The organism is Saccharopolyspora sp. MMCC62 (genome assembly GCF_057736575.1).
Genome location: NZ_JBYKCM010000005.1, coordinates 384673 through 409141, shown reverse-complemented (window position 1 = coordinate 409141; position 24469 = coordinate 384673). Strand labels below are relative to the sequence as shown.

At 72.2% G+C, this 24469-nt stretch carries 20 protein-coding genes and 1 riboswitch; of the genes, 13 read left to right on the top strand and 7 right to left on the bottom strand.

Annotated features, from left to right (window positions below; translation table 11 throughout):
- Nucleotides 1–9: 9 nt before the first annotated feature.
- A complete protein-coding gene (locus tag AC29IT_RS15210; protein WP_358436993.1) occupies nucleotides 10–225 on the bottom strand; it encodes a hypothetical protein in 216 nt (71 codons plus the stop codon).
- 167 nt (nucleotides 226–392) lie between these two features.
- Between AC29IT_RS15210 and AC29IT_RS15205 the strand changes: the two genes are divergently transcribed.
- Entirely contained in the window at nucleotides 393–782 is a 390-nt protein-coding gene (locus AC29IT_RS15205) for a hypothetical protein (RefSeq protein WP_358436990.1), read from the top strand.
- A gap of 48 nt (nucleotides 783–830) precedes the next feature.
- Here AC29IT_RS15205 and AC29IT_RS15200 read toward each other — a convergent pair whose 3' ends face one another.
- Together AC29IT_RS15200 and AC29IT_RS15195 are read right to left on the bottom strand one after the other, a co-directional pair.
- Entirely contained in the window at nucleotides 831–1562 is a 732-nt protein-coding gene (locus tag AC29IT_RS15200; RefSeq protein WP_488219088.1) for a hypothetical protein, read from the bottom strand.
- Nucleotides 1563–1637: 75 nt separating this feature from the next.
- Nucleotides 1638–1919 carry a hypothetical protein gene (locus AC29IT_RS15195; protein ID WP_358436984.1) on the bottom strand — a complete coding sequence of 94 codons (282 nt, stop codon included), beginning with the start codon at nucleotides 1917–1919 and terminating at the stop codon, nucleotides 1638–1640.
- 321 nt (nucleotides 1920–2240) lie between these two features.
- On the opposite strand from AC29IT_RS15195, the gene AC29IT_RS15190 reads away from it, so the two are divergent.
- The 4 genes from AC29IT_RS15190 to AC29IT_RS15175 all read left to right on the top strand — a co-directional run bounded on the left by AC29IT_RS15190 (nucleotide 2241) and on the right by AC29IT_RS15175 (nucleotide 4784).
- The gene (locus AC29IT_RS15190) at nucleotides 2241–2471 is read left to right on the top strand and encodes a lipoyl domain-containing protein (protein ID WP_358436981.1); all 231 of its coding nucleotides are present in this window, start codon (nucleotides 2241–2243) and stop codon (nucleotides 2469–2471) included.
- A 32-nt stretch (nucleotides 2472–2503) separates the two neighbouring features.
- Nucleotides 2504–2599: riboswitch (TPP riboswitch) on the top strand.
- Between the two features lie 200 nt (nucleotides 2600–2799).
- Nucleotides 2800–3588: a bifunctional hydroxymethylpyrimidine kinase/phosphomethylpyrimidine kinase gene (gene thiD / locus AC29IT_RS15185; protein WP_488219087.1), complete on the top strand. Its 789-nt coding sequence runs from the start codon at nucleotides 2800–2802 to the stop codon at nucleotides 3586–3588.
- A gap of 19 nt (nucleotides 3589–3607) precedes the next feature.
- Entirely contained in the window at nucleotides 3608–4321 is a 714-nt protein-coding gene (locus AC29IT_RS15180) for a TenA family protein (RefSeq protein WP_488219086.1), read from the top strand.
- Between the two features lie 286 nt (nucleotides 4322–4607).
- The gene (locus AC29IT_RS15175; protein ID WP_358436972.1) at nucleotides 4608–4784 is read left to right on the top strand and encodes a hypothetical protein; all 177 of its coding nucleotides are present in this window, start codon (nucleotides 4608–4610) and stop codon (nucleotides 4782–4784) included.
- Between the two features lie 25 nt (nucleotides 4785–4809).
- On the opposite strand, the gene AC29IT_RS15170 is transcribed toward AC29IT_RS15175, so the two are convergent.
- From AC29IT_RS15170 to AC29IT_RS15155, 4 genes are all read right to left on the bottom strand, one after another.
- A complete protein-coding gene (locus AC29IT_RS15170) occupies nucleotides 4810–5943 on the bottom strand; it encodes a polysaccharide pyruvyl transferase family protein (protein WP_358436969.1) in 1134 nt (377 codons plus the stop codon).
- A gap of 323 nt (nucleotides 5944–6266) precedes the next feature.
- Nucleotides 6267–6671, bottom strand: coding sequence for a hypothetical protein (locus tag AC29IT_RS15165; protein WP_358436967.1), 405 nt, complete (start codon nucleotides 6669–6671; stop codon nucleotides 6267–6269).
- Nucleotides 6672–6685: 14 nt separating this feature from the next.
- Complete coding sequence (locus tag AC29IT_RS15160; RefSeq protein WP_488219085.1) at nucleotides 6686–7651, bottom strand: hypothetical protein; 966 nt, start codon at nucleotides 7649–7651, stop codon at nucleotides 6686–6688.
- Between the two features lie 104 nt (nucleotides 7652–7755).
- Complete coding sequence (locus AC29IT_RS15155; protein ID WP_358436962.1) at nucleotides 7756–8679, bottom strand: ABC transporter substrate-binding protein; 924 nt, start codon at nucleotides 8677–8679, stop codon at nucleotides 7756–7758.
- Nucleotides 8680–8985: 306 nt separating this feature from the next.
- Here AC29IT_RS15155 and AC29IT_RS15150 point away from each other — a divergent pair, with 306 nt between their 5' ends.
- The 8 genes from AC29IT_RS15150 (at nucleotide 8986) to AC29IT_RS15115 (ending at nucleotide 24282) form a co-directional block, all read left to right on the top strand.
- A complete protein-coding gene (locus AC29IT_RS15150; RefSeq protein WP_358436959.1) occupies nucleotides 8986–9873 on the top strand; it encodes an amino acid ABC transporter permease in 888 nt (295 codons plus the stop codon).
- Nucleotides 9870–10631, top strand: a complete 762-nt coding sequence (locus AC29IT_RS15145; RefSeq protein WP_488219084.1) for an amino acid ABC transporter ATP-binding protein — start codon at nucleotides 9870–9872, stop codon at nucleotides 10629–10631. Before AC29IT_RS15150 ends, AC29IT_RS15145 begins: the two co-directional genes overlap by 4 nt.
- Before the next feature lie 573 nt (nucleotides 10632–11204).
- Nucleotides 11205–12512 carry a GNAT family N-acetyltransferase gene (locus AC29IT_RS15140; RefSeq protein WP_488219083.1) on the top strand — a complete coding sequence of 436 codons (1308 nt, stop codon included), beginning with the start codon at nucleotides 11205–11207 and terminating at the stop codon, nucleotides 12510–12512.
- 663 nt (nucleotides 12513–13175) lie between these two features.
- Nucleotides 13176–20285 (top strand): amino acid adenylation domain-containing protein, encoded by a 7110-nt coding sequence (locus AC29IT_RS15135; protein WP_488219082.1) that lies wholly within the window; start codon nucleotides 13176–13178, stop codon nucleotides 20283–20285.
- The gene (locus tag AC29IT_RS15130; RefSeq protein ID WP_358436947.1) at nucleotides 20282–20479 is read left to right on the top strand and encodes an MbtH family protein; all 198 of its coding nucleotides are present in this window, start codon (nucleotides 20282–20284) and stop codon (nucleotides 20477–20479) included. The genes AC29IT_RS15135 and AC29IT_RS15130 overlap by 4 nt, the downstream gene beginning before the upstream one ends.
- Nucleotides 20480–20491: 12 nt before the next feature.
- Nucleotides 20492–21913, top strand: a complete 1422-nt coding sequence (locus tag AC29IT_RS15125; RefSeq protein ID WP_488219081.1) for a DHA2 family efflux MFS transporter permease subunit — start codon at nucleotides 20492–20494, stop codon at nucleotides 21911–21913.
- Between the two features lie 125 nt (nucleotides 21914–22038).
- Nucleotides 22039–22872 carry a siderophore-interacting protein gene (locus AC29IT_RS15120; RefSeq protein WP_358436942.1) on the top strand — a complete coding sequence of 278 codons (834 nt, stop codon included), beginning with the start codon at nucleotides 22039–22041 and terminating at the stop codon, nucleotides 22870–22872.
- A 66-nt stretch (nucleotides 22873–22938) separates the two neighbouring features.
- Nucleotides 22939–24282 (top strand): lysine N(6)-hydroxylase/L-ornithine N(5)-oxygenase family protein, encoded by a 1344-nt coding sequence (locus AC29IT_RS15115; RefSeq protein WP_488219080.1) that lies wholly within the window; start codon nucleotides 22939–22941, stop codon nucleotides 24280–24282.
- Nucleotides 24283–24469: the final 187 nt, after the last annotated feature.

The window sequence follows — 24469 nt, the reverse complement described above, 5'->3', positions numbered from 1 at the left end:
GGGAAGGGCTCACCGGTCCGGAACGGGGTGTTCCGGTGCCGCGGCCGACACCACGGCCTCCCGGATCGCGGCCCGCAGGCGGCCCGCCTCCAATGGTGCCAGCACCGCGGTCTCCCCGGGCGGTGCGACGACCACGACGTTGCCCTGGTTCACGTACACCGCCATGTTCCGCCGCCGGCCAGCCACATCGCGGCAGCTCACCTGCCACTGCTCGTTGTCGGTCACGCGACCTCCCTCCCTCGCGGGACGTTCGTCCGGTACGTCCTCCGGTAGTAAGACGACTCAGGATCACCGACGTGACGGGTGTTCGCCTGATTAATCTTGGAATTTCCACCGGGAGGTTGCCCGCGGGGTTCCGCCGCCGGTCGGAGCGGCCCTGGGAGACTGCGATCATGGCTGGTTACGACAGGTTGCTGTGGCGCACCCTGCACCGCGTGCTGCTGGTGCTCGCGGTCGGCGTGCTGGGTCTGCTGCTCGGTCTCGGTCACGGCCCGAGCCGGGCCGACTCGCTGTTCGGCGTCCTCGTCGTGGCGCTCGTGGCGCTGCCGGTGTGGATCACGTACCAGCGGATGACGCCGGTCGCCCGCGGTAACCTGCGCGCGCTGCCGCGGCACCGGCCGCTGATGGCCGCGATGATCGGGCTGCTGGGCCTGGTGGCGCTGCTCGTGCTCTGCTGGACGCTGTTCAACGCGCTGAACCCCGGCACGCTCGCCCCGCTCACGCTGGCGCTGGTGGGCGTGGTGCTCGCGGCGCTGGTCGCGCTGCTGAACCGCGTGCTGTGAACGGGTTCCCCGCGGCCCCGGTCGAGCGGGGCCGCGCGGGGGAACGGGTCAGACCGGGCGGACCGTCAGCGCGCCCGGCTCGGCGGTGAACGTCAGCGCACCCTCGAAGTCGGCGATCGGCAGCTCGTCCCGCACCAGCCGGTGCGGCGCGTCCGCGGTCTCCACCTGAACTTCGGTGGCGGCGAAGGTCTGCTCGGCGAAGTCCGGGCCCGCGAGCCGGACCTCGAGCCGCTGCTCGTGCAGCGTGATCGCTGCGGAACCACCCGGCACCGAGACCGGCTCGCCGTCGGCGGTGACGATCAGGCTGCCCTGGCCCTCGGTCTCCGGGCGCACCGCGACGTGCGAGAGGGCGACGTCGCGCCGGTCCTCGGACGCGGTGACGCCGATGACGTCCCGCGACTCCGGCCCGCCCGCCTCGTCGCCGCGCACGGCCAGCAGCGGGGCGCGCAGCTTCGCGGCCAGCCGGTACGGCTGCCAGGAACCGGCGCCGATCAGGTTCACCACCGAGGTGATCTCGCTGTCGGCGAGCAGCCGCTCGCTGCCCACGGCCGGGGTGATCTCGATGGCCGCGACCCCGCGCTCCTCCAGCAGATCGCGCAGCGCCTTGGCGCGCAGCCTGCTGTTGCGGTCGAACCCGCGGGTGATGGCGACGGCTCCGGACGTCCCGCCCTGCGCTGCGGCGTCGGCGAGACCGGCCAGCGGAGCCCAGACCTCCGCCGGATCCGGCCGGGTGGAGCGGCGGGAGCGGGCGGACTGAGGGGCGTCGGCAGTGGTGTCCATTGCGTCAACTTTAATCCGCCACGCAGGGTCGCCTCACTAGGCGATCAGCTGTCGGCGGTGTGACTTCCCTCGCGCCTACGCGTCCCAGGTGGTGACGACGAGATCGCCGTCACGTTCCAGCTGTTCGTCCACGGCCCGCTCGCACTCCGCGCAACGCTCCGTGATGCGGCGGCTCGACGGTTCCTTGGTGGCCGGCCAGGTCTCGTGCGGGAGCTTGATCGTCGTGTCGCAGAGGGTCTGCACCGGATCCCCGGCGGGTCTGGCGCCCGGGCGCACCGTGATCGCGTGCCGGAGGCGCTTGCCCGCTCCGACGATCCACCACACGTGCTCTTGATCGGGGAACATGTGCCGTCCCACCCCCATACCTGTCAGGACGACCCGCGGGCGCAGTTCGTCCGGCTTCGGTCCACTGGCCGGATCTCGAACTCTAGACGGAACGATCAGCCGGCACGTTGCATTCGCGTAGCGGCGGCCGGCGTCGGCTGCGCTGCTCCGATCGTGTGAGGGCGACTGTTCGGCCCAGCGGTCTGACCCCGCCGCTGACGTGCTGCTGCGCCGCTCGACCCAGCGGACCGAGCCCGAGATCTGCTTGTGGTGAGAAGGATCACCGATCATGCTGATCGCCGATCTCCGCGCTCGTCGTCCGCGGACGAGTCGAGCGGGAGGGGAGGCGCGGCCGTGACGGACCTGCACTTCCCACGTCCGCCCGAGGACCCGCAGGAACCCGGTTCGCTCACCCGCTGGCTGGTCCGGGACGGCGCCCGGGTCCGCAGCGGCGCCCCGGTCGCCGAAGTGCTGACCGGTGGAACGCCGCGCACGGTGCGCGCCCCGGCGAGCGGGACGCTGTGGCGGCAGGGCAGGGCGGGGGAGCGGTTCACCGCGGGCGCGATCATCGGCCTCGTCGAGTGAACCGCCGGGTTGACGCCCGTTGCTAGGTTGGGGCCAGTGACGCGGGGTGCCCGGGCTACCGGGCTGAGAGCAGACCCGTCGAACCTGACCTAGTTCGTGCTAGCGGAGGGACGTCACCGACGTGACCACTCGTGCTGCCCAGACCGGCTCTGCTGCCCAGACCGGCTCTGCTGCCCAGACCGGCTCTGCTGCCCAGACCGGCTCTGCTGCCCAGACCGGCTCTGCCGCCCAGACCGGCCCTGCCGCCCAGACCACTCGTGCCGCCCAGACCACTCGTGCCGCCCAGACCACTCGTGCCGCCCGGTCCGGCTCCGGGCGGATCCCGAACGTGCTGACCATCGCGGGCACCGACCCCAGCGGTGGGGCCGGGATCCAGGCCGATCTGAAGGCCTTCTCCGCGAACGGCGCCTACGGCATGTCCGTGGTGACCGCGCTGGTCGCGCAGACCACCACCGGTGTCGCGGAGGTCCGCGAGGTGCCGCCGGAGTTCGTCACCGCCCAGCTGGCGACGCTGCTCGACGACGTGCGGGTGGACGCGGTGAAGATCGGGATGCTGGCGAACGCCGAGGTGATCCGCGCGGTGGTCGCCGTGCTGGACCGCTACGCCCCGCCGCACGTGGTGCTGGATCCGGTGATGGTCGCCAAGAGCGGGCACCGGCTGCTCGCCGACGACGCGGTGGCGGTGCTGCGGGACGAGCTGCTGCCGCGGGTCGACCTGATCACGCCGAACCTGCCGGAGGCGGCGGACCTGCTGGGCGAACCGGAGATCACCGGCTCGGCCGGGATGGCCGCGCAGGCCGAGCGGCTCGCGGACCTGGGTGCCAAGCAGGTGCTGCTCAAGGGCGGGCACCTGCGCGCGGAACCGGCGAGCGCCGACCTGTTCCGCGGCGACGGGGAGGTGCGTTGGCTGCGCAGCGAGCGGATCGACACCACGAACGACCACGGCACCGGCTGCACGCTGTCGGCGGCCATCGCGGCGCTGCGCCCCCGCAGGCCGGACTGGGCGAGCGCGGTGCGCGACGGCAAGGAGTACCTGACCGAGGCGCTGCGGGCCGCGGAGCGCCTCGACGTGGGGCGCGGGCACGGGCCCGTGCACCACTTCCACCGCTGGTGGTGAGATCGGAGGAGCGGAGATCATGAGCAGGTTGCCCGATCCGCCCGCGGGCGGTTTCTGCGCCAGGGCCTGGGAACGCACCGCCGAGCTGCAACGGGCCGTGGTGGCGCACCCGTTCAACGCGGCGCTCGCCGACGGCACCCTCGACCGGGAGCGGTTCGCGTTCTACATCGTGCAGGACGCCCGCTACCTGATCGCGTTCGCGCAGGCGCTGTCCGCGGCCGCGACCCGGTCCGATGATCCGGCGGACGCGGCGTTCCTGGCGGGGGCCGCGCGGGGTGCGCTGGTGGAGGAACGCCGGTTGCACGCGGGCTACGTCGAGGATTTCGGGCTGTCCGCGGACGATCTGGCGGGCGTGGTCACCTCGCCGTCGTGCACCGCCTACACCTCGTTCCTGCGGGCGAGCGCGCTGGTGGACCCGTACCCGGTGCTGCTGGCGGCGGTGCTGCCGTGCTTCTGGGTGTACCAGCACGTGGGCAGCGAGATCCTCGCCGCCGTCGGCGACGCGTCGGCGCACCCGTACCGCCGGTGGATCGAGACCTACGCCGACGAGGAGTTCGCCGAGGCGGTGCTGGCGGCCCGCGAGCTCACCGACCGGGCGGCGGCCGCCGCCGACGAACCGGTGCGGGAGCGGATGCTGGCCGCGTTCACCCGGGCGAGCGAGTACGAGTGGATGTTCTGGGACGGCGCCTGGCGGCTCGAGCAGTGGCCGACGGCGCGGTGGATCCCGCGGTGAAAGTCGTTGCGGCGGCACGGTTTTCGCACGTCGGCGGGCCGCCCGATCCGATCACCCTCCGCAACGGCCGCCCGCGCGCGACGGGGGCGGTGCCGCGGGTGGTCAGCGGTGGTGGGGGCGCTCGCGAGCAGCGTGATCAGGAGCACTTTCGGGCCGTGCTAACGAACACCCTCAGCCACGACGATGAGGCCAACGACACGTTCGTTCGGCGTGTTCGGTCGTGGGGGGTCCGCCTCCCACCGCGCGGGGTTCGGTGGCCTTGAGTACGGGGACTTCAATTCTGATCATGCTGGCGGGGATGCTGGTGCCGGTGCTGGCCGCAGCCCCCTTCTACATCGCCGACCGCCGGGCGGACGCCGAGTCCGCCCAGGCGGAGACGGAGCCTGAGACATCGTCCGCGGACATCCACGTGCTGCGGCCCCGCGCCGAGGGCACCTGCGAGACCGGGCAGGCGGCGGCCTGATCGCGTCGCCGCCCGGCTCGGCGGTTCAGTCCCCGTAGATGGACCAGGCGAGCTTCGACTTGGCCTCCTGCAGCGCGTCCAGCGTCGACCGCTCGTAGCCGCCCTCCTGCGGCTGCGGCGGCACCTGGAGGCCTTCGCTGAGGCCCCAGCCGGAGCCGCGCTGGATCAGCGAGCGGTGCTTGTTCGTGTAGTACCCGGAGTTGATCGACACGGCGACGCCGTGCGCCCCGGCCGCCGCGGCCATCAGGTGCATGTGGAACCGGGTCGACAGCCAGCGCTGGCCGGCGGCCGCGGGCAGCCCGTGGTCCATGATCTCGGAGAACGGGTAGAAGCGGGCGCCGGGCAGGTCGTGCTCGACGAGGGCGAACACCTCGCGGTCCACCCGCGGGATGCCTTCGATGACGCCGACCTGCTCGGGCCGCACGTCCCAGGCGCGCAGCGTGTCGAGCAGGAACCCGGCCAGCGCGGGCACCGTGACGTCCAGCAGGTCCGACTGCAGGCAGATCATCACGTCGCGCAGGTCGTCGGTGCGGTACAGCTCGGGGGCGATGCCGAAGAACATGTCGTCGCCGGTGGCGGTGAGCTGGCCCGCGGAGTCGAGCAGTTCGGCGGACGGTTCGTCGCGCACGTCGATCAGCTCGAACTGCGAGGCGAGGTTGCGCACCAGCGGGCGCGCCTCCTCCGGTGTCGGCCACAGGCCCTGCCCGGTCATCACGGCGCGCCCGCCGGAGCGGCGCACCGCGGCGACCGCGCCCGCCAGCAGCCCGTAGTGCCGCGGCCAGATGGAGTTGATGAACCCGCCGCCGATGATGTGCACCAGGTCGGCGCGCGCGGCGAGCTCGATGCCCGCCAGCCAGTGCGGCGCCAGCCCCGGGTTGATCATGGCGTGCTGCACGAACGACGCCACCTCCCACGGTTCGTCGGAGGGCGCCGACCAGCACAGCCGCCACAGCGTGTCGGTGAACCGGACGTGCGGGTGCAGGTGGCCGAGCAGTACTTCGCTGGGGCCGGGGTTGGGGCAGTCGAGCCACACCTCGCTGTCCGGGGCGACCTGGGCGAGGTACTTCAGCCAGGTCGCGGCGATCAGCTCGTCGCCGTAGTTCGGATTCCCGGTCGTGGCGACCAGGTACAGCGTGGGGGGCGTTGCGGGACTCGACACTGGGTTCTCCACCGTTCGGGTTCGCGGCTGGGCGCGGTAGGCGCCGAACCTAACAACACGGTGCGGTGGGTCCCGCTCGGAGGCATCCGCGGCGGCCGCGCGGGGGCGCGTTCGGCGGCGGCGCGCTGCTCCGGTCGGCCGCAACCCGGTGCGCGCGCAACAGGAACGGGGGGGCCCCCCCCGGGGGTGAAACCCCGCGGGGGGGGCCCCGGGGGGGGGGGGGGCGCGGGGCGGGGGGGGCCCCCACCCGGGGGGGCCCCCACCGGCCCGGGGCCCACCGCCTGGGTTATCCCCCGGGGTGGTGGCCGCCGTGGGGCGTGCGGTCAGTTCTGCTCGTGGAGCTGGTCGCGGAGCCGGTCGATGCGGTCGCGGGTGCGGCGGAACTTCGCCTCGTAGTGCTCGTGGAACAGCGCCGTCGGCAGCGTCGAGACGGTGACGCCGAGCTCGTTGCCGGTGGCGGGCTCGTCGGGGACGGGTTCCGTGGCGCGGTCCGCGGCCGTCTCCTGGCGGGGGATGGGGTGCGGTTCGGCGTCGGCCTCGCCGGTGGCGGGCCGCGCGGTGGCCGTGGTCCCGGCGGCGGCCGCCGGGGCGGTGGCCCGCGGGGCGCGCAGCGCGTGCTTGCCGGTGGGCGGCCCGTCCGCGTGCGTGCGGGCCCGGCGCAGCAGCGGCCAGAAGAGCAGGGCGGCGACCACCGCGCCGCCGGCGAAGGACAAGACGACTAGCTCCACGTACTCGCTCCGAATCAGTTCCGCTGGACGGCTTCGGTCGGTTCGGCTTCGGCGGTCTCGGCGGGTTCCGCGGGTGCGGCACCACCGTTGAAGGGGGACTCGAGCGGGATCAGGTAGCTCTGGGTGTCCCCGCGCGGCTCCGGCAGCCACACGTGGTGCGCCGGTTCGCCGACGAGTTCGGCGTCGATGACGTTGTCGATCTCCTGCGCGGCGATCTCGTTGCTGGAGGCGCCGACGAGCCTGCCGACGTTCTCCAGGGAGGACATGACCGCGGTGCGCAGTTCCTCCATCCGGGCCTGCTTGGTGTGCAGGTCCTGCAGGACGTCGAGCCGCAGCTGCTCGGTCTCGGCGTCGCGCCTGCCGCACTCCCAGCGGGTGCGGGCGAGCAGTGCGTCGGCTTCCTCCTGCGCGGTCGTGACGACCGACTTGTACTCGTCCCGGATGGCGTGGCGCATGGCGCGCTCGCGCTCCCGGATGTCGGCGAGGCTCTGCTCGTGCTCCCGGCGGATCTCGCGTTGCCGGACGTCGAGCTCGTCGACGAGGCGGGCGCATTCGGCCCGCATCGCCTCCGCGGCCGCACCGGCCTCGTCGAGCAGTTGCTGCGCCTCGTATTCCGCGCTGCCTCGGATGGTCTCCGCCTGCCGCTGCGCCTGCTCGCGCAGCGTCTGCACTTCTTCCTCGGCCAGCGACAGCATGTTCTGCACGCGTTGCGACGCGTGCGGAAGCCCGGTGTCGGAGGCTTCGATGCGTTTGAGGCGGAGTTCGGCTTCGGCGAGGTCGCGCCGCGCGTCGTCGCAGAGGCGGCGGAGGTCGGTGTTCAGCGCCACCGCCTCGTTGCGATCGATGCTGACCATCCGCAGCTGGTCCTCGAGCAGCTCGATGTGCTCGGTGACCTGGCGGCGGTGGAAACCTCGTACCTGGATGTCGAATCCGGGACGGAGCGGGACGACGGCTTGTGCGGAGTCCTCCACGTTGGACACTCCTCTCCACAGGCGAGGGTCGACTCGCCGAGGAGAGTAGGTCTGATCCGGACCCCGCGCGCGGTGGAGCGGCGCGATCACCACCTGATCGAGTAGTGGCGTGCTCAGTGGATCTCCGGGGGACTGACCTGCGATTCGCCGATGGCCGATGCGGACACGCCCCACTTGCCGAGGATGCGGGCGTAGGACCCGTCGCGGATCAGCTCGTTCACCGCCGCCTGCAACGCCGGGGCCAGCGGCGAGCCCTTCGGCAGCGCGAAGCCGACGTCGAGACTGCGGAACTCGTTGGTCAACCGCAGCGCCGGTTGTTGCGTCGCCGCGTAGCGCAAGCCGTTGACGGTGCTCATGATCGCGTCGACCTTGCCCTGGGCGAGCGCGGAGTACAGGGCGCTGCTCTCCGAGAACACCTCCACCCGGTAGGCGGGGCGGCCCTGGTCGGTGCAGCGGTGGGATCGCGCGGACAGGGTCGTTTCGAAGGTGGTGCCCTTCGCGGTGCCGACGGTCTGCCCGCACAGCGCGGTGACGTCGGTGATCGGGCCGCGGTCGTCACCGCTGCGCACCGCGAATCCCTGCCCGTCGCGGACGTAGGTGGCGAAGTCGATGGTGCGCTTGCGCTCCTCGGTGACGCCGAAGTTCCCGGTGCCCGCGTCGTACTTGCCGCTGCCCAGCGCGGGAAGGATCGTCTCGAACGCGGCGTCCTGCGCCTCGACCCGCAGGCCCAGCTTGCGGGCCACCGCCTCGGTCATGTCCACGTCGAGGCCGACTGCGGTGCTGCCGTCCGCCAGGTAGAACGCGGTCGGCGGCGCTCCGCCGACGGAGCGGCCGATGCGCAGCACCCCGCCGTCGCGGACCCGCGCGGGCAGCAGCGCGGCCGCCGCCTCGCTGCGCCCGACGCCGGAGACCACGTCGGCCTGCGGGTCGAGGCCCGGCGCGATCGCGTCCGGATCAGGGGCCGGGCCGCAGGCGGCGAGCAGAATTCCGCTCAACAGCACGGCGAGCGCGGTCGCCGCGCGATGTCCGGTGCGCATCGTGGTCCCCTTCCGCGCCGCGCGGGCGGCGGGAATCGTCGGGAGCGCCCCGGGATCCGGGCAGGGCGGGGCGCGGTGGGCCTGGGGTCAGCGGTGGCGTCGACAGGACGCCGACCAGACCAGGGCGAGGTCGATGTGGGTTCGCGCTACCAGGCACGTCCGAGCGGGCACCCGCCGAGCTTCACCGGATTCGACCGGAGGTGTCAACGGCGGCCACAGGGTGGGACGGGGATTCCGCGGACTTGACCCGGGTCGGTGCACGGATGGATGTTCGAAGTCCCGATTCCCTTGCACAGGCGGGAGATCATGTCCCAACTGCGAGTCGTCCCGGAAACCGTCGGGGACGTTCCCGAAGTGGTTCCGCTGCGCCGTCCGCTGCGCTGGGTGGCGGCGGCCGTGGTGCTGGCGCTGCTGGCGGGCGCCGTGTTCTCGGTGGCGACGAACCCGAACTTCCAGTGGAACGTCGTCGGCGCCTACCTCCTCACACCGGCGGTGCTGCACGGGTTGTGGCTGACGGTGTGGCTCACCGCGGTGACGATGCTGCTCGGGTTCGCCCTCGGCACCGTGCTCGCCGTGCTGCGGCTGTCCGGGAACCCGGTGCTGGCCGCGGTCAGCTGGGGCTACACCTGGTTCTTCCGCTCGGTGCCGGTGCTGGTGCAGCTGCTGTTCTGGTTCAACATCGGCGCGCTGTACCCGGTGCTCGGCGTCGGGGAGTTCTCCATCAGCACCGTGGACCTGCTCGGCGGCGTCACCACCGCGATCATCGGCCTGGTGCTGCACGAAGCGGCCTACGCCGGGGAAGTGGTGCGCGGCGGCATCCTCTCCGTCGACCCCGGGCAGTCCGAATCCGCGCAGGCGCTGGGGATGACGCGCGGCCGGACCCTGCGGCGCATCGTGCTGCCGCAGGCGATGCGCGCGATCGTGCCGCCCGCCGCGAACATGCTCATCGGCACGCTGAAGGGCACCTCGATCGTCAGCGTCATCGCCGTGCACGACCTGCTGCACTCGGTGCAGCTGATCTACAACCGCAACTACCAGGTGATCCCGCTGCTGCTGGTCGCGACCGCCTGGTACCTCGTCGTCACCTCGCTGCTGACGGTCGCCCAGCACCACGTCGAGCGGTACTACGCCCGAGGAGCCCGGCGCGACGCGGAACCGGCGCCGTGGCGGCGAATCCTGGGAGGCGGGCGATGACCGCGATGATCGACGTGCGCGGGGTGCGCAAGAGCTACGGGCCGGTGCCGGTGCTGCGCGGGGTCGACCTCAGCGCCGCCGAAGGGTCCGTCACCTGCATCATCGGGCCGTCCGGATCCGGCAAGAGCACCCTGCTGCGCTGCCTCAACCACCTGGAGAAGGTCGATGCCGGGCGGGTGCAGGTGGGCGGATCGCTCGTCGGCTACCGCGAATCCGGTGGCAAGTTGCACGAACTGCCGGACCGGGTCGTCGCCAGGCAGCGCGCCGAGATCGGCATGGTCTTCCAAGGGTTCCACCTGTTCCCGCACATGACCGCGCTCGGCAACGTGGCCGAAGCGCTCATCGGGGTTCGACGGATGTCCTCAAAGGACGCTTCGGCGCGGGCGCTGGCGGCGCTGCGCGACGTCGGGCTCGCCGAGCACGCCGACTCCTACCCGCGGCGGCTCTCCGGCGGCCAGCAGCAGCGGGTGGCGATCGCACGGGCCGTCGCCGTGGAACCGAAGGTGCTGCTGTTCGACGAACCCACCAGCGCGCTCGACCCGCAACTGGTCGGCGAAGTGCTCGCCGTGCTGAAGGACCTCGCCCGCGGTGGGCTCACCATGGTCGTCGTCACCCACGAGATCGGCTTCGCCCGGGAGGTCGCGGACACCGTGGTGTTCCTCGACGAAGGCCGAGTGGTCGAAACCGGCCCGCCCGCCGACGTGCTGCTCGCGCCGCGGGAGGCGCGGACCCGGGAGTTCCTCGAACGAGTCCTCTGACCCCGCTTCCCCGGAGTGAACGGACCGTTCGTCCGATCTGGTTGGGCGAACGGTCCGTTCACCCGGTGCTGCCGGCGGGCGCGATGCCGACCGGGAGCGCTGCGAAGCGCCTCGTCCGACTCCTCCGGACTGATTCGGATGGAGTGAACGGACCGTTCGTCCCACCGCATCGGGCGGACGGCCCGTTCGCTCTGATCGTTGCGAGTGAGCGGACCGTTCGTCCGATCTGGTTGGGCGAACGGTCCGTTCACTCCGCCTGCCGCTGCCGGAACGCGGCTCGGTGGCCGCCCCGCCGATCGCCGGGAGTGAGCGGACCGTTCGTCCCGTCCAACTGGTCGAACGGTCCGTTCGCTCGGCACCGCAGTGGTGGTGCGACTCCGGGGCCGGCGTCACCCGGTCGGCGGCGCGGAGTTTCGGGTGAACGGACCGTTCGTCCGGTCCAGTCGGTCGAACGGTCCGTTCACTCCGCGACGGTGGTGACCGGAGGCACCGGAGAACGCCGGTCCGTCCCCCGGTCGGCTGGGTTAGGGTCGGCGTTCCCAACGCAGCGTGAAGAGGTGGCGTGTGACAGGTGTGGCCGAGAACGTGCAGGTGGACCCGCGGGCGGCGGTGTTGTTGCGGAGGTGGCTCGCGGAAACGCACACCCCGATCGAGGCGGGGCCGCTGAAGGTGACGATCGGGCCCCTGCGGTTCACCACCGAGGTCACCTACCGCTCGCCGACCGGCGCGCACGGGTTCGGCCCGATCCGCGTCGCGGACTCCGGGGACCTCGCCGACTCCGCGCTGCTGGCCGCGGCCTGCTCGGCGGACGCGCGCGGCAGGGCCACCGCGGACGCCCCGATCAACGCCGAAGGTTCCGGCACCTTGCTGGACTGGCTGCTGGACGCGGTCCGCACCGGCGCGGTGGACCCGCTGGCGGGCAACGACGAGGTCGACGTGCTCGGGCAGGGCGTGTCGACCGAGGACGAGGCGCGGCGCTGGCTCGCCTCGCACGTGGAGAGCACGGTGACGCCGGCGCTGCGCAACCTCGACGAGCGCGCCGACCTGGCCGAGGTGACCGCCCGTTTGCTGACCCGCCGATCGCTCGCCGCCATCGGCCGGTTCGGGCTGCGCGGAGTCGCCGACGAGCAGGAGCTGCTGGCCGTGCTGGCCGAGGGGCTCACCGCACTGGCCGACACCTATCCGGACACCGAACGGGTGGTGCAGCACTGGCTCAACAGCGCCACCCTGACCGACCTGGCGGTGCTCAACGGCTCCGGGCTGCGCTACCTGGCCGACGGGAAGGTCGCGGTCTCACCGGTGCGCTACGAGGTGCCGAACCCGCTGCACGCCGTCCCGGCCGCCGACGTTCCCGGGGTGCCCGTCCCGGAACTCGGCGACGGCTGGTCGCTGCGGCCGGTGGCGCTGGACTCGGATGACCCCGAGTTGGTGCACCGGTGGATGAACGAGGACCACGTGGCGGTGAACTGGAACCAGGCGTGGTCGCTGCAGCGCTGGCGCGATGAGCTCGCCGCGCAGCTCGGTGGGAGGCACTCGCTGCCGTGCATCGTGCGGCGCGACGGGCGGGACGTCGCCTACGTCGAGCTCTACCGGGTGGCGCGCGACAAGCTCGCCGGCTGCTACCCGCTGCAGCGGCACGACCTCGGCGTGCACATCGCGATCGGGGAGAAGGACGCCATCGGGCGCGGCTTCGGCGCGTCGCTGCTGGCCGAGGTGGCCTCCGGTCTGCTGGCCGCCGACCCGGAGTGCGCGCGGGTCGTCGCCGAGCCGAACGTCCACAACGGAGCGTCGGTCGCGGCGTTCGGCAAGGCCGGATTCGCCCGCGCCCGTGAGATCGGCCTGCCCGGCAAGAACTCGGCGCTGATGGTGCGCGACCGCTGACTCCGCTCTTCGCGAGTGAACGGACCGTTCGTCCAGTTCTATCGGACGAACGGTCCGTTCACTCGCCTCCGGTCGCCTCGGTGGCGGTGCGGCGGTGGCTCTGCCCGACGAGGTGGGACCAACGGTCCGTTCACCCGGATGCTCGGGGATTCGGGGCACCGGGCTCCGACGGGACTGTCGATGGTGTGAACGGACCGCTCGTCCAACGGGATGGGACGAACGGTCCGTTCACTCGTTTCCGGGGGTCCTCCGGCTCGGCGCCGGGCGCTGGCGCATCCACGGCGGTCGGCCGGAGTGAGCGGACCGTTGGTCCAACGGGATGGGACGAACGGTCCGTTCACTCATGTCCGGAGGTGCTCCGGTTCGGTGCCGGGCTCCGGTGTTTCCGGCGGGCGGTCGGCCGGAGTGAGCGGACCGTTCGTCCGACTAGATGAGGCGAACGGTCCGTTCACCCAGACCGAGTGGGCGGGGAGCGGGTGAGCGGACCGTTCGCCCAAGGAGATCGGACGAACGGTCCGTTCACTCCGAACGTCGGGCGGGTGGGTTACCGCCGGGCGGACGCGTCGGGGCTGAGAGGTAGCGCACGCAGCGGGGGTTCTGGTCACCCGGCGGACGGTGAAATAAGGTTAGCCTTACTTTGTCCGTGTCCCGTGGGGGAGAACGATGCCGGAGCCTCTGGACGTGTCGCTGCCGCTGTCCGCCGCGCAGGCGGGGATCTGGTTCGCGCAGGCGCTCGACCGCGCGAACCCGATCTACAACACGAGCGAGTACGTCGAGATCCACGGCCCGGTGGAACCGGAGCTGTTCGAGGAAGCGCTGAACACGGTGCTGGCGGAAGCGGAGTCGCTGCGCCTGCGGGTGGTGGAGGCGGCGGACGGCCCGCGCCAGGTGATCGACCCGCCGTGGCACTGGGACCTGCCGGTCGTGGACGTCGGCGGCGAGGCGGATCCGCTGGCGGCGGCGTTGGAGTGGATGCGCGGTGACCTGGCGGAACCGGTCGACCTGACGGTCGGCGGCGAGCGGGGCAGGCTGTTCACGGCGGCTCTGCTGAAGCTCGCCGACGACCGCTGGCTCTGGTACCAGCGGATCCACCACGTGGCGATCGACGGCTACGGCTTCTCGATCGTGCTGCGCCGGGTCGCGGAGGCCTATTCGGCGCTGGTCGCGGGCGACAAGCCGGCGGATTCCCCGTTCGAACCGCTGTCGGCGCTGCTGGACGCGGAGCGGGACTACCGCGGGTCGGACAAGTTCGAGCGGGACCGGGAGTTCTGGGGCGAGTGGTTCGCCGACCGGCCGGAGGCGGCGACCTTGGCGGGCCGGGCGGGACGCACGGCCCGCACGTTCCTGCGCCGCGCCGCCGACGTGGATTCGGGTGCGGCGGACGCGCTGGCGGGGGCGGCGCAGCAGGGCCGCACGATCTGGCCGGACGCGTTCATCGCCGCGTTCGCCGCCTACCTGCACCGGGTGACGGGCCGGCGCGAGGTGGTGCTGGGCCTGCCGGTGATGGGCCGGCTCGGTTCGGCGGCGTCGCGGGTGCCGGGCATGGTGGTGAACGTGCTGCCGCTGCGGCTCACCGTCACGCCGGAGACGACGCGGGACGAGCTGATCGTGCAGGTCGCGAAGGCCGTGCGGCAGGTGCGCAAGCACCAGCAGTACCGGGGCGAGGACCTGCGCCGGGATCTGCGGCTGCTGGGCACGGATCGTCCGCTGTTCGGCCCGATGATCAACGTGAAGGCGTTCGACTACGACCTGTGCTTCGGCGAGCACACCTCGACGGTGCACAACCTGGCGGCGGGCCCGGTGGACGACCTGACGGTGTCGGTGTACACGGCGGGCACCGGGATGCGCTTCGAGTTCGACGCGAACCCGGACCTGTACACCGGCGCGGAGGTCGAGGGGCACCGGGAGCGCTTCCTGCGCTTCGTGCGCCGGTTCTCGGCGGGCGACGGCGCGGTCGGCGAGATCGACCTGCTGTCCGCGGACGAGCGCGCGCTGGTGCTGGAGGAGTGGAACGGCGGCCCGGTCGGCCCGGATCTGTCGGCGAAGACGCTGCCGGAGCTGTTCGAGGACCAGGTCCGCCGCACCCCGCAGGCGGTGGCGTTGACGTGGGGCGACGAGCAGCTGACCTACACGGACCTGGATGCGCGGGCGAACCGGCTGGCGCACTGCCTGATCGACCACGGAGTCGGCCCGGAACAGCTGGTGGCGCTGGCGCTGCCGCGTTCGGCGGAGCTGGTGGTGTCGGTGCTGGCGGTGCTCAAGGCCGGTGCCGCCTACCTGCCGCTGGATCCGGGGAACCCGGCGAGCCGCATCGCCTACATCGTGGCGGATTCGGAACCGGCGATGCTGATCAGCGACACCGCGCACCACGAGAACCTGCCCGCGGACATCCCGCGGCTGCTGCTGGACGACCCGGTGAACGCCGCGCAGATCGCCGAGCACTCGCAGCGGGATCCGCGCGGCGGCGAGCGCGGTCCGCTGACCCCGGACCACGCCGCCTACGTCATCTACACCTCGGGTTCGACGGGCCAGCCGAAGGGCGTGGTCATCCCGCACCACAACGTGGTCCGCCTGTTCACCGCGACGGAACCGTGGTTCGGGTTCGGCTCCGAGGACGTGTGGACGTTGTTCCACTCGTACGCCTTCGACTTCTCGGTGTGGGAGCTGTGGGGCGCGCTGCTGCACGGCGGCAGGCTGGTGGTGGTGCCGCACGAGGTGAGCCGTTCCCCGGAGGACTTCCTGAACCTGCTGGTGCGGGAGCGGGTGACGGTGCTGAACCAGACGCCGTCGGCGTTCTACCAGCTCATCGAGGCCGACCGGAACGCCCCGGAACTGGGGCGGGAGTCGGCGTTGCGCTACGTGGTGTTCGGCGGTGAGGCGCTGGACCTGTCCCGGCTGGACGACTGGTACGCGCGGCACCCGGACGCGCCCACGCTGATCAACATGTACGGGATCACCGAGACGACGGTGCACGTCTCGTACGTGGAGCTGGACCGCGAGCTGGTGGCGCGCCGCGACGGCAGCCTCATCGGCCGCGGCATCCCGGACCTGCGGGTGTACCTGCTGGACGAGAACCTGCAGCCGGTGCCGCCGGGCGTGGTCGGCGAGCTCTACATCGCCGGTGCCGGACTGGCGCGCGGCTACCTGGGCCGACGGGCGTTGACCGCGTCCCGGTTCGTGGCCGACCCGTTCGGCGCGAAGGGCACCCGGATGTACCGCTCCGGCGACCTGGCCCGGTGGCGCGAGGGCGGCCTGCTGGAGTTCGTGGGCCGTGCCGACCACCAGGTGAAGATCCGCGGTTTCCGCATCGAGCTCGGCGAGATCGAGGCGCGCCTGGCCGCGCACCCGCAGGTGTCGCAGGCGACGGTGGTGGCCCGCGAGGACCAGCCGGGTGAGCACCGGCTGGTGGGCTACGCGGTGTCGACGGCCGACGCGGCGGAGCTGCGCGCGCACCTGGCCGCGGAGCTGCCGGACTACATGGTCCCGTCCGCGGTGGTGCTGCTGGACGCGTTGCCGCTGACCCCGAACGGGAAGCTGGACACCAGGGCGTTGCCCGCGCCGGACTTCGCGGCGCAGGCCACCGGCCGCGCCCCGCGGGACCAGGTCGAATCGGCGCTGTGCCGGTTGTTCGGCGAGGTGCTGGGGGTGCCGGAAGTCGGCATCGACGACGGGTTCTTCGACCTGGGCGGGCATTCGCTGCTGGCGACGCGGCTGCTGGCGCGGGTGCGCGGCGAGCTGGGCGTGGAGGTCTCCATCCGCACCCTGTTCGACCACCCGACGGTGGCGGGGCTGGTGCGGCGGCTGGGTCCGGCGCTGCGGGCGCGTCCGGAGCTGCGGCCGGTGCCGCGCCCGGACGAGGTGCCGCTGTCGTTCGCCCAGCAGCGGCTGTGGTTCCTGCACCGCCTGGAGGGCCCGAGCGCCACCTACAACCTGCCGATCGGGGTGCGGCTGTCCGGCGAGCTGGACGTGGCCGCGTTGCGCGCCGCGCTCGGCGACGTCGTCGGCAGGCACGAGAGCCTGCGCACCACGTTCCCGGACCGGCAGGGCGAACCGCGGCAGCGGGTGCTGCCCGCCGCCGCACCGGAGCTGCCGGTGCACGAGGTCGCGGCCGCCGAGCTGGACGAGGCGCTGGCCACCGCCGCCCGGCACGGCTTCGACCTGGCGCAGGAGCCGCCGCTGCGCGCCGAGCTGTTCCGCACCGGCGAGCGGGAGCACGTGCTGCTGGTGCTGCTGCACCACATCGCCACCGACGAGTGGTCGATGGCACCGCTGCTGCGCGACCTGGCCACCGCCTACGCGGCACGGCTGCGCGGCGCGGCACCGGAGTGGGAACCGCTGCCGGTGCAGTACGCGGATTACGCGCTGTGGCAGCGGGAACTGCTCGGCGACGAGCACGACGAGCACAGCCTCGCCGCCCGCGAACTCGCGTTCTGGCGCGAAGCGCTGGCCGGGCTGCCCGACGAGCTGGCGCTGCCCGCGGACCACCAGCGGCCCGCGGTGCCCAGCCATCGCGGCGGCGCCGTGCGGTTCTCCCTCGACGCCGCGCTGCACCGGGACCTGCGGGCGCTGGCCGCCGAGCACCGCGCGAGCCCGTTCATGGTGGTGCAGGCCGGGTTGGCCGCGCTGCTGACCCGGCTCGGCGCGGGCACCGACATCCCCATCGGCACCCCGGTCGCGGGACGCGGCGACGACCGGCTCGACGAGCTCGTCGGGTTCTTCGTGAACAGCCTGGTGCTGCGCACCGACACCTCGGGGGAGCCGACGTTCGCGGAACTCCTGGACCGGGTGCGCCAGGCGGACCTGGCGGCCTACGACCACGCGGAGCTGCCGTTCGAGCGGCTCGCCGAGGTGCTCAACCCGTCGCGTTCGCTGGCCCGGCACCCGCTGTTCCAGGTGATGCTGGCCTACTGGGGCGAAGCGGAGGCGGTGCACGCCGAATTCCCCGGCCTCGATTCCGCGGTGGACGCGGTGGACGCGGGCGCGGCGAAGTTCGACCTGGCGCTGAGCATGCGCGAGACCGCCGACGGCGTCGACGGCGTCGCCCAGTTCAGTGCCGACCTGTTCGAGCAGCACAGCGTGGCGGCGCTCACCGACCGGTTCGTGCGGCTGCTGACCGCCGCCGCGGCCGCCCCGGACACCCCGATCGGCGACCTCGACCTGCTCGATCCCGAGGAGCGGCGGCGGATCTTCCGCTGGGGCGACGCGGTGCCGGACCAGGACGTGCGGCCCGCGACCTTCCCCGACCTGCTCGACGCGCGGATCGCGGCGCACCCGGACGAGCCGGCGCTGGTCTTCGAGGACGTGGAGCTGAGCTACGCCGAGCTGGGCGAGCGGGTGAACGCGCTCGCGCACCTGCTCATCGAGCGCGGCGCCGGGCCCGGCGCGATCGTCGGCGTGATGCTGCCGCGGTCCCCGGAGCTGATCATCGGCCTGCTGGCGGTGCTGGCCTCCGGCGCGGCCTACCTGGCGCTGGACCCGGACTACCCGGCCGACCGGTTGCAGCACATGATCGAGGACGCGGAGCCCGGTCTGGTGCTGGCCCGCTCGGACCGGGTCCCGGACGGGGCGCCCGCGGTGCTGCTGGACGACGCGGACGTCCGCGCGGCGCTCGCCGCCCGGCCCACCGGCACCCCGCCCCGGAAGTCCACTGTGGACGACCCGGCGTACGTGATCTACACCTCCGGTTCCACCGGCAGGCCCAAGGGCGTCGTCGTCCCGCACACCGGCGTAGCCGGGCTCGTCGCCACCCAGACCCGGCGGGTCGGCGTCACCGCCGAGAGCAGGGTGCTGCAGTTCGCCTCGCCCAGCTTCGACGTGGCGTTCTGGGAGATCTGCATGGGCCTGCTCTCCGGCGGCACCCTCGTCGTGGTGCCCGCCGACCGGCGGGTGCCGGGCGCACCGCTGGCCGACTACGCCACCGAGCACCGGGTCACGCACCTGGCCATCGGCCCGTCCGTGATGGGCATGTTCCCGCCCGAAGTGGACCTGCCGCCGAACGCGACGCTGCTGTGCGGCGCGGAGAAGGTGCCCGCCGACCTGGTCCAGCGCTGGTCCCGGGACCGGCGGATGTTGAACTGCTACGGACCGACCGAAGCGACCGTGAACTCCACGCTGTGGGACTGCGAACCGGACACCGGCACCTCGGTGCCCATCGGCGTCCCCGACCCCGGCACCCGGCTGTACGTGCTCGACGCGGCGCTGCGCCCGGTGCCGCCGGGCGTCGTCGGCGAGCTGTACGTCTCCGGCACCGGCCTCGCCCACGGCTACCTGAAGCGGCCCGGGCTCACCGCGGAACGCTTCGTCGCCGACCCGTACGGCGCCCCCGGCTCCCGCATGTACCGCACCGGTGACCTGGTGCGCTGGCGCTCGGACGGGGCGCTCGACTTCGCCGGGCGCGCCGACGACCAGGTCAAGATCCGCGGCTTCCGCATCGAACCCGGCGAGATCGAAGCCGCCCTGGCCCGCCACCCCGCGGTCGCCCAGGTCGCCACCGTGGTGCGCGAGGACCGGCCCGGCGACAAGCGGCTCATCGGCTACGTCGTCGCCCAGCAAGAGGTCGAACAGGCGGAACTGCGCGCGCACGTCGCCGAATCGCTGCCGGACTACATGGTGCCCGCCGCGATCGTGTTCGTGGACGCGCTGCCGCTGATGCCGAACGGCAAGCTGGACCGCGGCGCCCTGCCCGAACCGGACCTGGCCGCCGCCGTCGGCTCCGCCGTGCCCCGCGATCCCACCGAAGAAGTGCTGTGCGCGCTGTTCGCGGAAGTCCTCGAACTGCCGCGGGTGGGGGTGCACGACGGGTTCTTCGACCTCGGCGGGCACTCGCTGCTCGCGGCCCGGCTGATCGCCCGCATCGACGAGGCGCTCGGCGTGAAGCTCAACGTCGGCAGCCTGTTCGCCGCCCCCACCGTCGCCGGGCTCGGCGCGCGCGTGCGCACCGGCGGCAAGGGCGACGCGCTCGGCATCCTGCTGCCGCTGCGCACCGAGGGGACGAAGGAACCGCTGTTCTGCGTGCACCCGGCGGCCGGGCTCGCCTGGCCGTTCTCCGGGCTGATGAAGCACATCGACCCGCAGCGCCCGCTCTACGGCCTGCAGTCCCGCGGGCTCGACGAACCGGCGCCGGTGCTCGACGACCTCGCCGCGATGGCCGCCGAATACCTGGAGCACGTGCGCACCGTGCAGCCGCACGGGCCGTACCACTTCCTCGGCTGGTCCTTCGGCGGCGTCATCGCCCACGAGATGAGCACCCAGCTGCAGGACCAGGGCGAACAGGTCCGGTTCCTGTGCATGCTGGACTCGTACCCGAAGGACGTGTGGGACGTGCTGCCCACCGAGGAGGAGGCGCTCAAGGCGCTGCTCTACATGGCGGGCTACGACATGGCGCAGCTCGGCGACGGCCCGCTGCACCGCGCGGACGTGATGGAGATCCTCTCCGCCGAGGGCAGCGCCCTGGCCAACCTCGAAGAGCACACCGTCAAGGCGATCATCGACAACTTCGCCAACTGCGCGGTGCTCGAGAACGAGGCCGACCACGGCACCTTCCACGGCGACCTGCTGTTCTTCACCGCCACCGAGAACCAGGCGAAGGCCTCGCTCACCCCCCGGATGTGGGAACCGTACGTGGACGGCGTCGTGGAGAACCACGACATCGCCTGCGAGCACAAGGACATGACCCGGCCCGCCCCGCTCGCCGAGATCGCCGCCGTCGTCGAAGATCGGCTCCGCGGCGGCGCGGCACCCGGCCCAGACCCGCGAAGGAGTTCCGGAACATGAGCAATCCGTTCGACGACGCCGACGGCTCGTTCTACGCCCTGATCAACGATGAGGACCAGTACTCGCTGTGGCCGGAGCGGATCCGGGTGCCGGACGGGTGGACCGTCGCGCACGGCCCCGCCGACCGGCAGGCCTGCCTGGAGCACATCGAGGTGCACTGGACGGACATCCGTCCGGCCCGCAACGGCGCGTAGAACGAGAACCTCATGCGTGTGAACGACCCCAAGGTCGCGGTGTGCATCGTCTACGTCGCCGCGATGTTCATGAACGGCATGGACGCCACCATCGTGAACGTGGCGCTGCCCGCCATCGGCGCCGAGTTCGGGGTGCCGCCGAGCGCGACCAGCGCCATCAACATCGGGTACCTGGTGAGCCTCGCGGTGTGCATCCCGGTGTCCGGGTGGCTCGGCGACCGGTTCGGCACCAAGAAGGTGTTCCTGGCCGCGTTCGGCGCGTTCGTGCTGGCCTCCGCGCTGTGCGGGGCGGCGCAGGACCTCACCCAGCTGACCCTCGCCCGCATCGTGCAGGGCGCGGGCGGCGGGGTGCTGAGCCCGGTGGCGCTGACCATGCTGTTCCGCGCCTACCCGCCGCAGGAGCGGATCAAGCTGTCCCGGGTGCTGGTGATCCCGACGGCCGTCGCCCCCGCGCTGGGCCCGGTGCTGGGCGGACTGTTCGTGGAGCAGCTCACCTGGCGGTGGGGGTTCTTCGTGAACGTGCCGTTCGGGGTGCTGGCGCTGGTGTACGGGGCGCTGCGGCTGCGGGAGCACGTCGAATCGGTGCACAAGCGGTTCGACCTGGTCGGGTTCGCGCTGGCCGCGCCCGGGCTGGGGCTGCTGATGTACGCGCTGGACGCGGTGTCGATGCGCGGTCCCGGCTCGCCGCACTTCTACCTGGCGGGCGCGGCCGGCCTCGGCTGCCTGGTGGCGCTGGTGGTGAGCCAGCTGCGGTCGCGGCAGCCGATGCTGGACGTGCGCCTGTTCGGCGACTCCTCGTTCCGGCGGGCCAGCCTGATCCTGGCGACCTGCGTGGCCGGTTTCCTCGGCACCCTCTACGGGTTCACGTTGATGTACCAGACGGGGATGGGCGCCTCGCCGTGGGAGACGGGCCTGGTGACGCTGCCGAAGGCGGTGGGGCTGATGGTGGCCTCGCAGGCCGTGACGTGGGCGCACCCGAAGCTGGGGCCGCGGCTGCTGATCGCGCTGGCGATGCTCGGCGCCGCGGGCTCGTTCGCCGCGATGAACCTGGTGATCGGTCCGCTGTCGGCGGGTGCCGTGCAGTTCGCCTCCGGCTTCTTCGTCGGCGCCGCCTCGATCGAGTTGCAGGTGGTGGCGTTCGCGACGATCAGCGCCACCGCCACCGGCGGCGCCTCCACCCTGTTCAACGTGCAGCGCCAGGTCGGTTCGGCGCTGGGCGTGGCGGTGACCGCGGGAGTGCTGGCGATCGGCGGCGCGGGATCTTCCGGGTCGCTCGGCGTCTACCACTTTGCGATGCTCGTCTCCGCCGGATTCGCGCTGCTCGGCGTCCTGGTCGCGCTGCGCATCAAGAACCCGGCGGAACTGCGCGCCACCGCTGGTCGCGCGGCCGAAGCCGGGGACGGGGCCGACGCGGTGCCCGCCGGGCGGGGCTGACGGTTCCGCTCGAGCGGGTGGCGAGATCTGGCCCACCGGATGAAGACATCCCGACGTTCTATGGTTAGGCTAGCCTTAATTCCAGTGATCGTTCTGGAGACTGTGAGGAAGGAACGCCAGGCCCGATGACGACAGCGGACCGACCCCGACGCGGCACGCACCACCGCCCGCCGACCCGCACGCTGGAAGTGCTGCGCACGACGGATCTCTCGCCGTCCATGCGCCGCATCACCCTCGGCGGCGAGGAGCTCGCCGGATTCCGCGAGCGGCACAGCGGACCCAACGTGAAGGTGTTCGTCCCGCAACCCGGTCAGCATCGCCCGGTGCTCCCCGTCCTCAACGACGAAGGCCGCTACGACTGGCCCGAACCGCACGAACGACCCACGATGCGCACCTACACGGTGCGCCGCTACGACGAGCACCGCGGCGAGCTGGACATCGACTTCGTCATGCACGGAGACCACGGTGTCGCCGCGTCCTGGGCGCGCCGGGCCGAACCCGGTGACTACCTCGGCGTGCTCGGGCCCGGCGGGCGCACCTGCCGGGAAGCCGACTGGTACCTGCTGGTCGGCGACGAGACGGCGATGCCCGCCATCGCCTCGATCATCGAAGAGCTCCCGATCACCGCCAGCGGCCAGGTCTTCCTCGAAGTCGGCGGGAGCAGCGACCAGCAGCACATCGAATGCCCGCCGAACGTGCGGATGACCTGGCTGCACCGCGACGGGGTCCCCGCGGGGCGCTCCACCCTGCTCACCGACGCGGTCCGCGACCTCGACATCCCCGACAGGCTCGACGTGTCGGCCTGGGTCTCCGGTGAATCCGGGGTCGTCCGCGGAATCCGCCGCCACCTGCGGCAGGACCGCGGGTTCGATCCCGCGTCAGTGCTGGCCATCGGCTACTGGAAGGCCGGCATGGCCGAAACCGACTACCACGATCGATACAACCACGACCGCGACTGACGAGCGGTCTGCGGATTCCACCGTGCCCGCGCGCGACACCGACCGGGTACCGGCGAAGGGACAACCGTGTCTGCGGCTCCGACCCACGTGCAAGGCCACGTCCAGGACATCCTGGGCATCGGCTTCGGCCCCTCCAACTTAGCGCTGGCCGTAGCCGTCGAGGAACACAACCGCCGATGCGGTGAGGACGAACGGCTCGACGCGAGCTTCCTGGAACGCAAACCGGAATTCGGCTGGCACCGCGGGATGCTCATCGAAGGCACCACCATGCAGGTCTCGTTCCTCAAAGACCTCGTGACGATGCGGGAGCCCGCCAGCGACTTCTCCTTCCTGTCCTACCTCAAGGACAAGGACCGGCTCGTCGACTTCATCAACCACAAGACCATGTTCCCCACCCGGGTCGAATACCACGACTACCTGGAGTGGGCCGCGGGCCGGCTCGACCACCTCGTCCAGTACGGCGCCGAAGTCATCGACGTGCGGCCCGTGCAGGACGGCGAGGTCTTCGAAGTGCTCGTGCGGCACGGCTCCGGCCAGGTCACCGCCAGCCGCGCCCGCAACATCGTCATCGCCGTCGGGCTCGAAGCCAGCCTGCCCGCGGGCGCCGAACTCGGCGACCACGTGTGGCACAACCTCGAACTCATGCACCGCGTCGGCGAACTCCGCGACAGCGACCCGCAGCGGTTCACCGTCATCGGCGCCGGGCAGAGCGCCGCCGAGGTCACCGACTACCTGCACCGCACCTTCACCGGCGCCGAAGTCTGCTCGGTGTTCAGCCGGTACGGGCACACCCCCGCCGACGACAGCCCCTTCGCCAACCGCATCTTCGACCCCGACGCGGTCGACCACTTCTACACCGCGCCGGGCGGGGTGAAGCAGATGCTCATGGACTACCACCGCAACACCAACTACTCGGTGGTCGACCTCGAACTCATCGAGGAGCTCTACGCCCGCGCCTACCAGGAGAAGGTGCGCGGCGAGGAACGGCTGCGGATGCTCAACGCCTCCCGGGTCGTCGACGTGCGCGCCACCGGTGAGGGCGTCGCCGTCACCGTCGAATTCCTGCCCACCGGCGAACGGACCGTCCTCGACTCCGACGTCCTCGTCTACGCCACCGGCTGCCGGCCCGGCGACCCCGGCCGCTTCCTCGGGCGCACCTGGGAGGAATGCCTCCGCGACGGCGACGGGCAGGTGCAGGTCGACCGCGACTACCGGGTGCGCACCACCGACGGGGTGCGCGGCGGCGTGTACTTCCAAGGCGGGACCGAGCACACCCACGGCATCACCTCGTCGCTGCTGTCGAACGGGGCCGTGCGGGCCGGGGACATCCGCGAATCCATCCTCCGCTACCGCAGCGCGCCCGAACCGGCGGTGCACGCGGACTACGCGCTCACCGGCGACCGAGCCTGACCCGGTACTGGAGTGAACGGACCGTTCGTCCGAGCAGATCGGACGAACGGTCCGTTCACTTCGCCTGCCCGCGGCCGAGACCGGGCGCCCGCTTCCGCGAGTGAACGGACCGTTCGACCAACCGGATGGGACGAACGGTCCGTTCACGCGTCCCGCCCGCTGATCGATCACCGGGCCGCGGTCGACC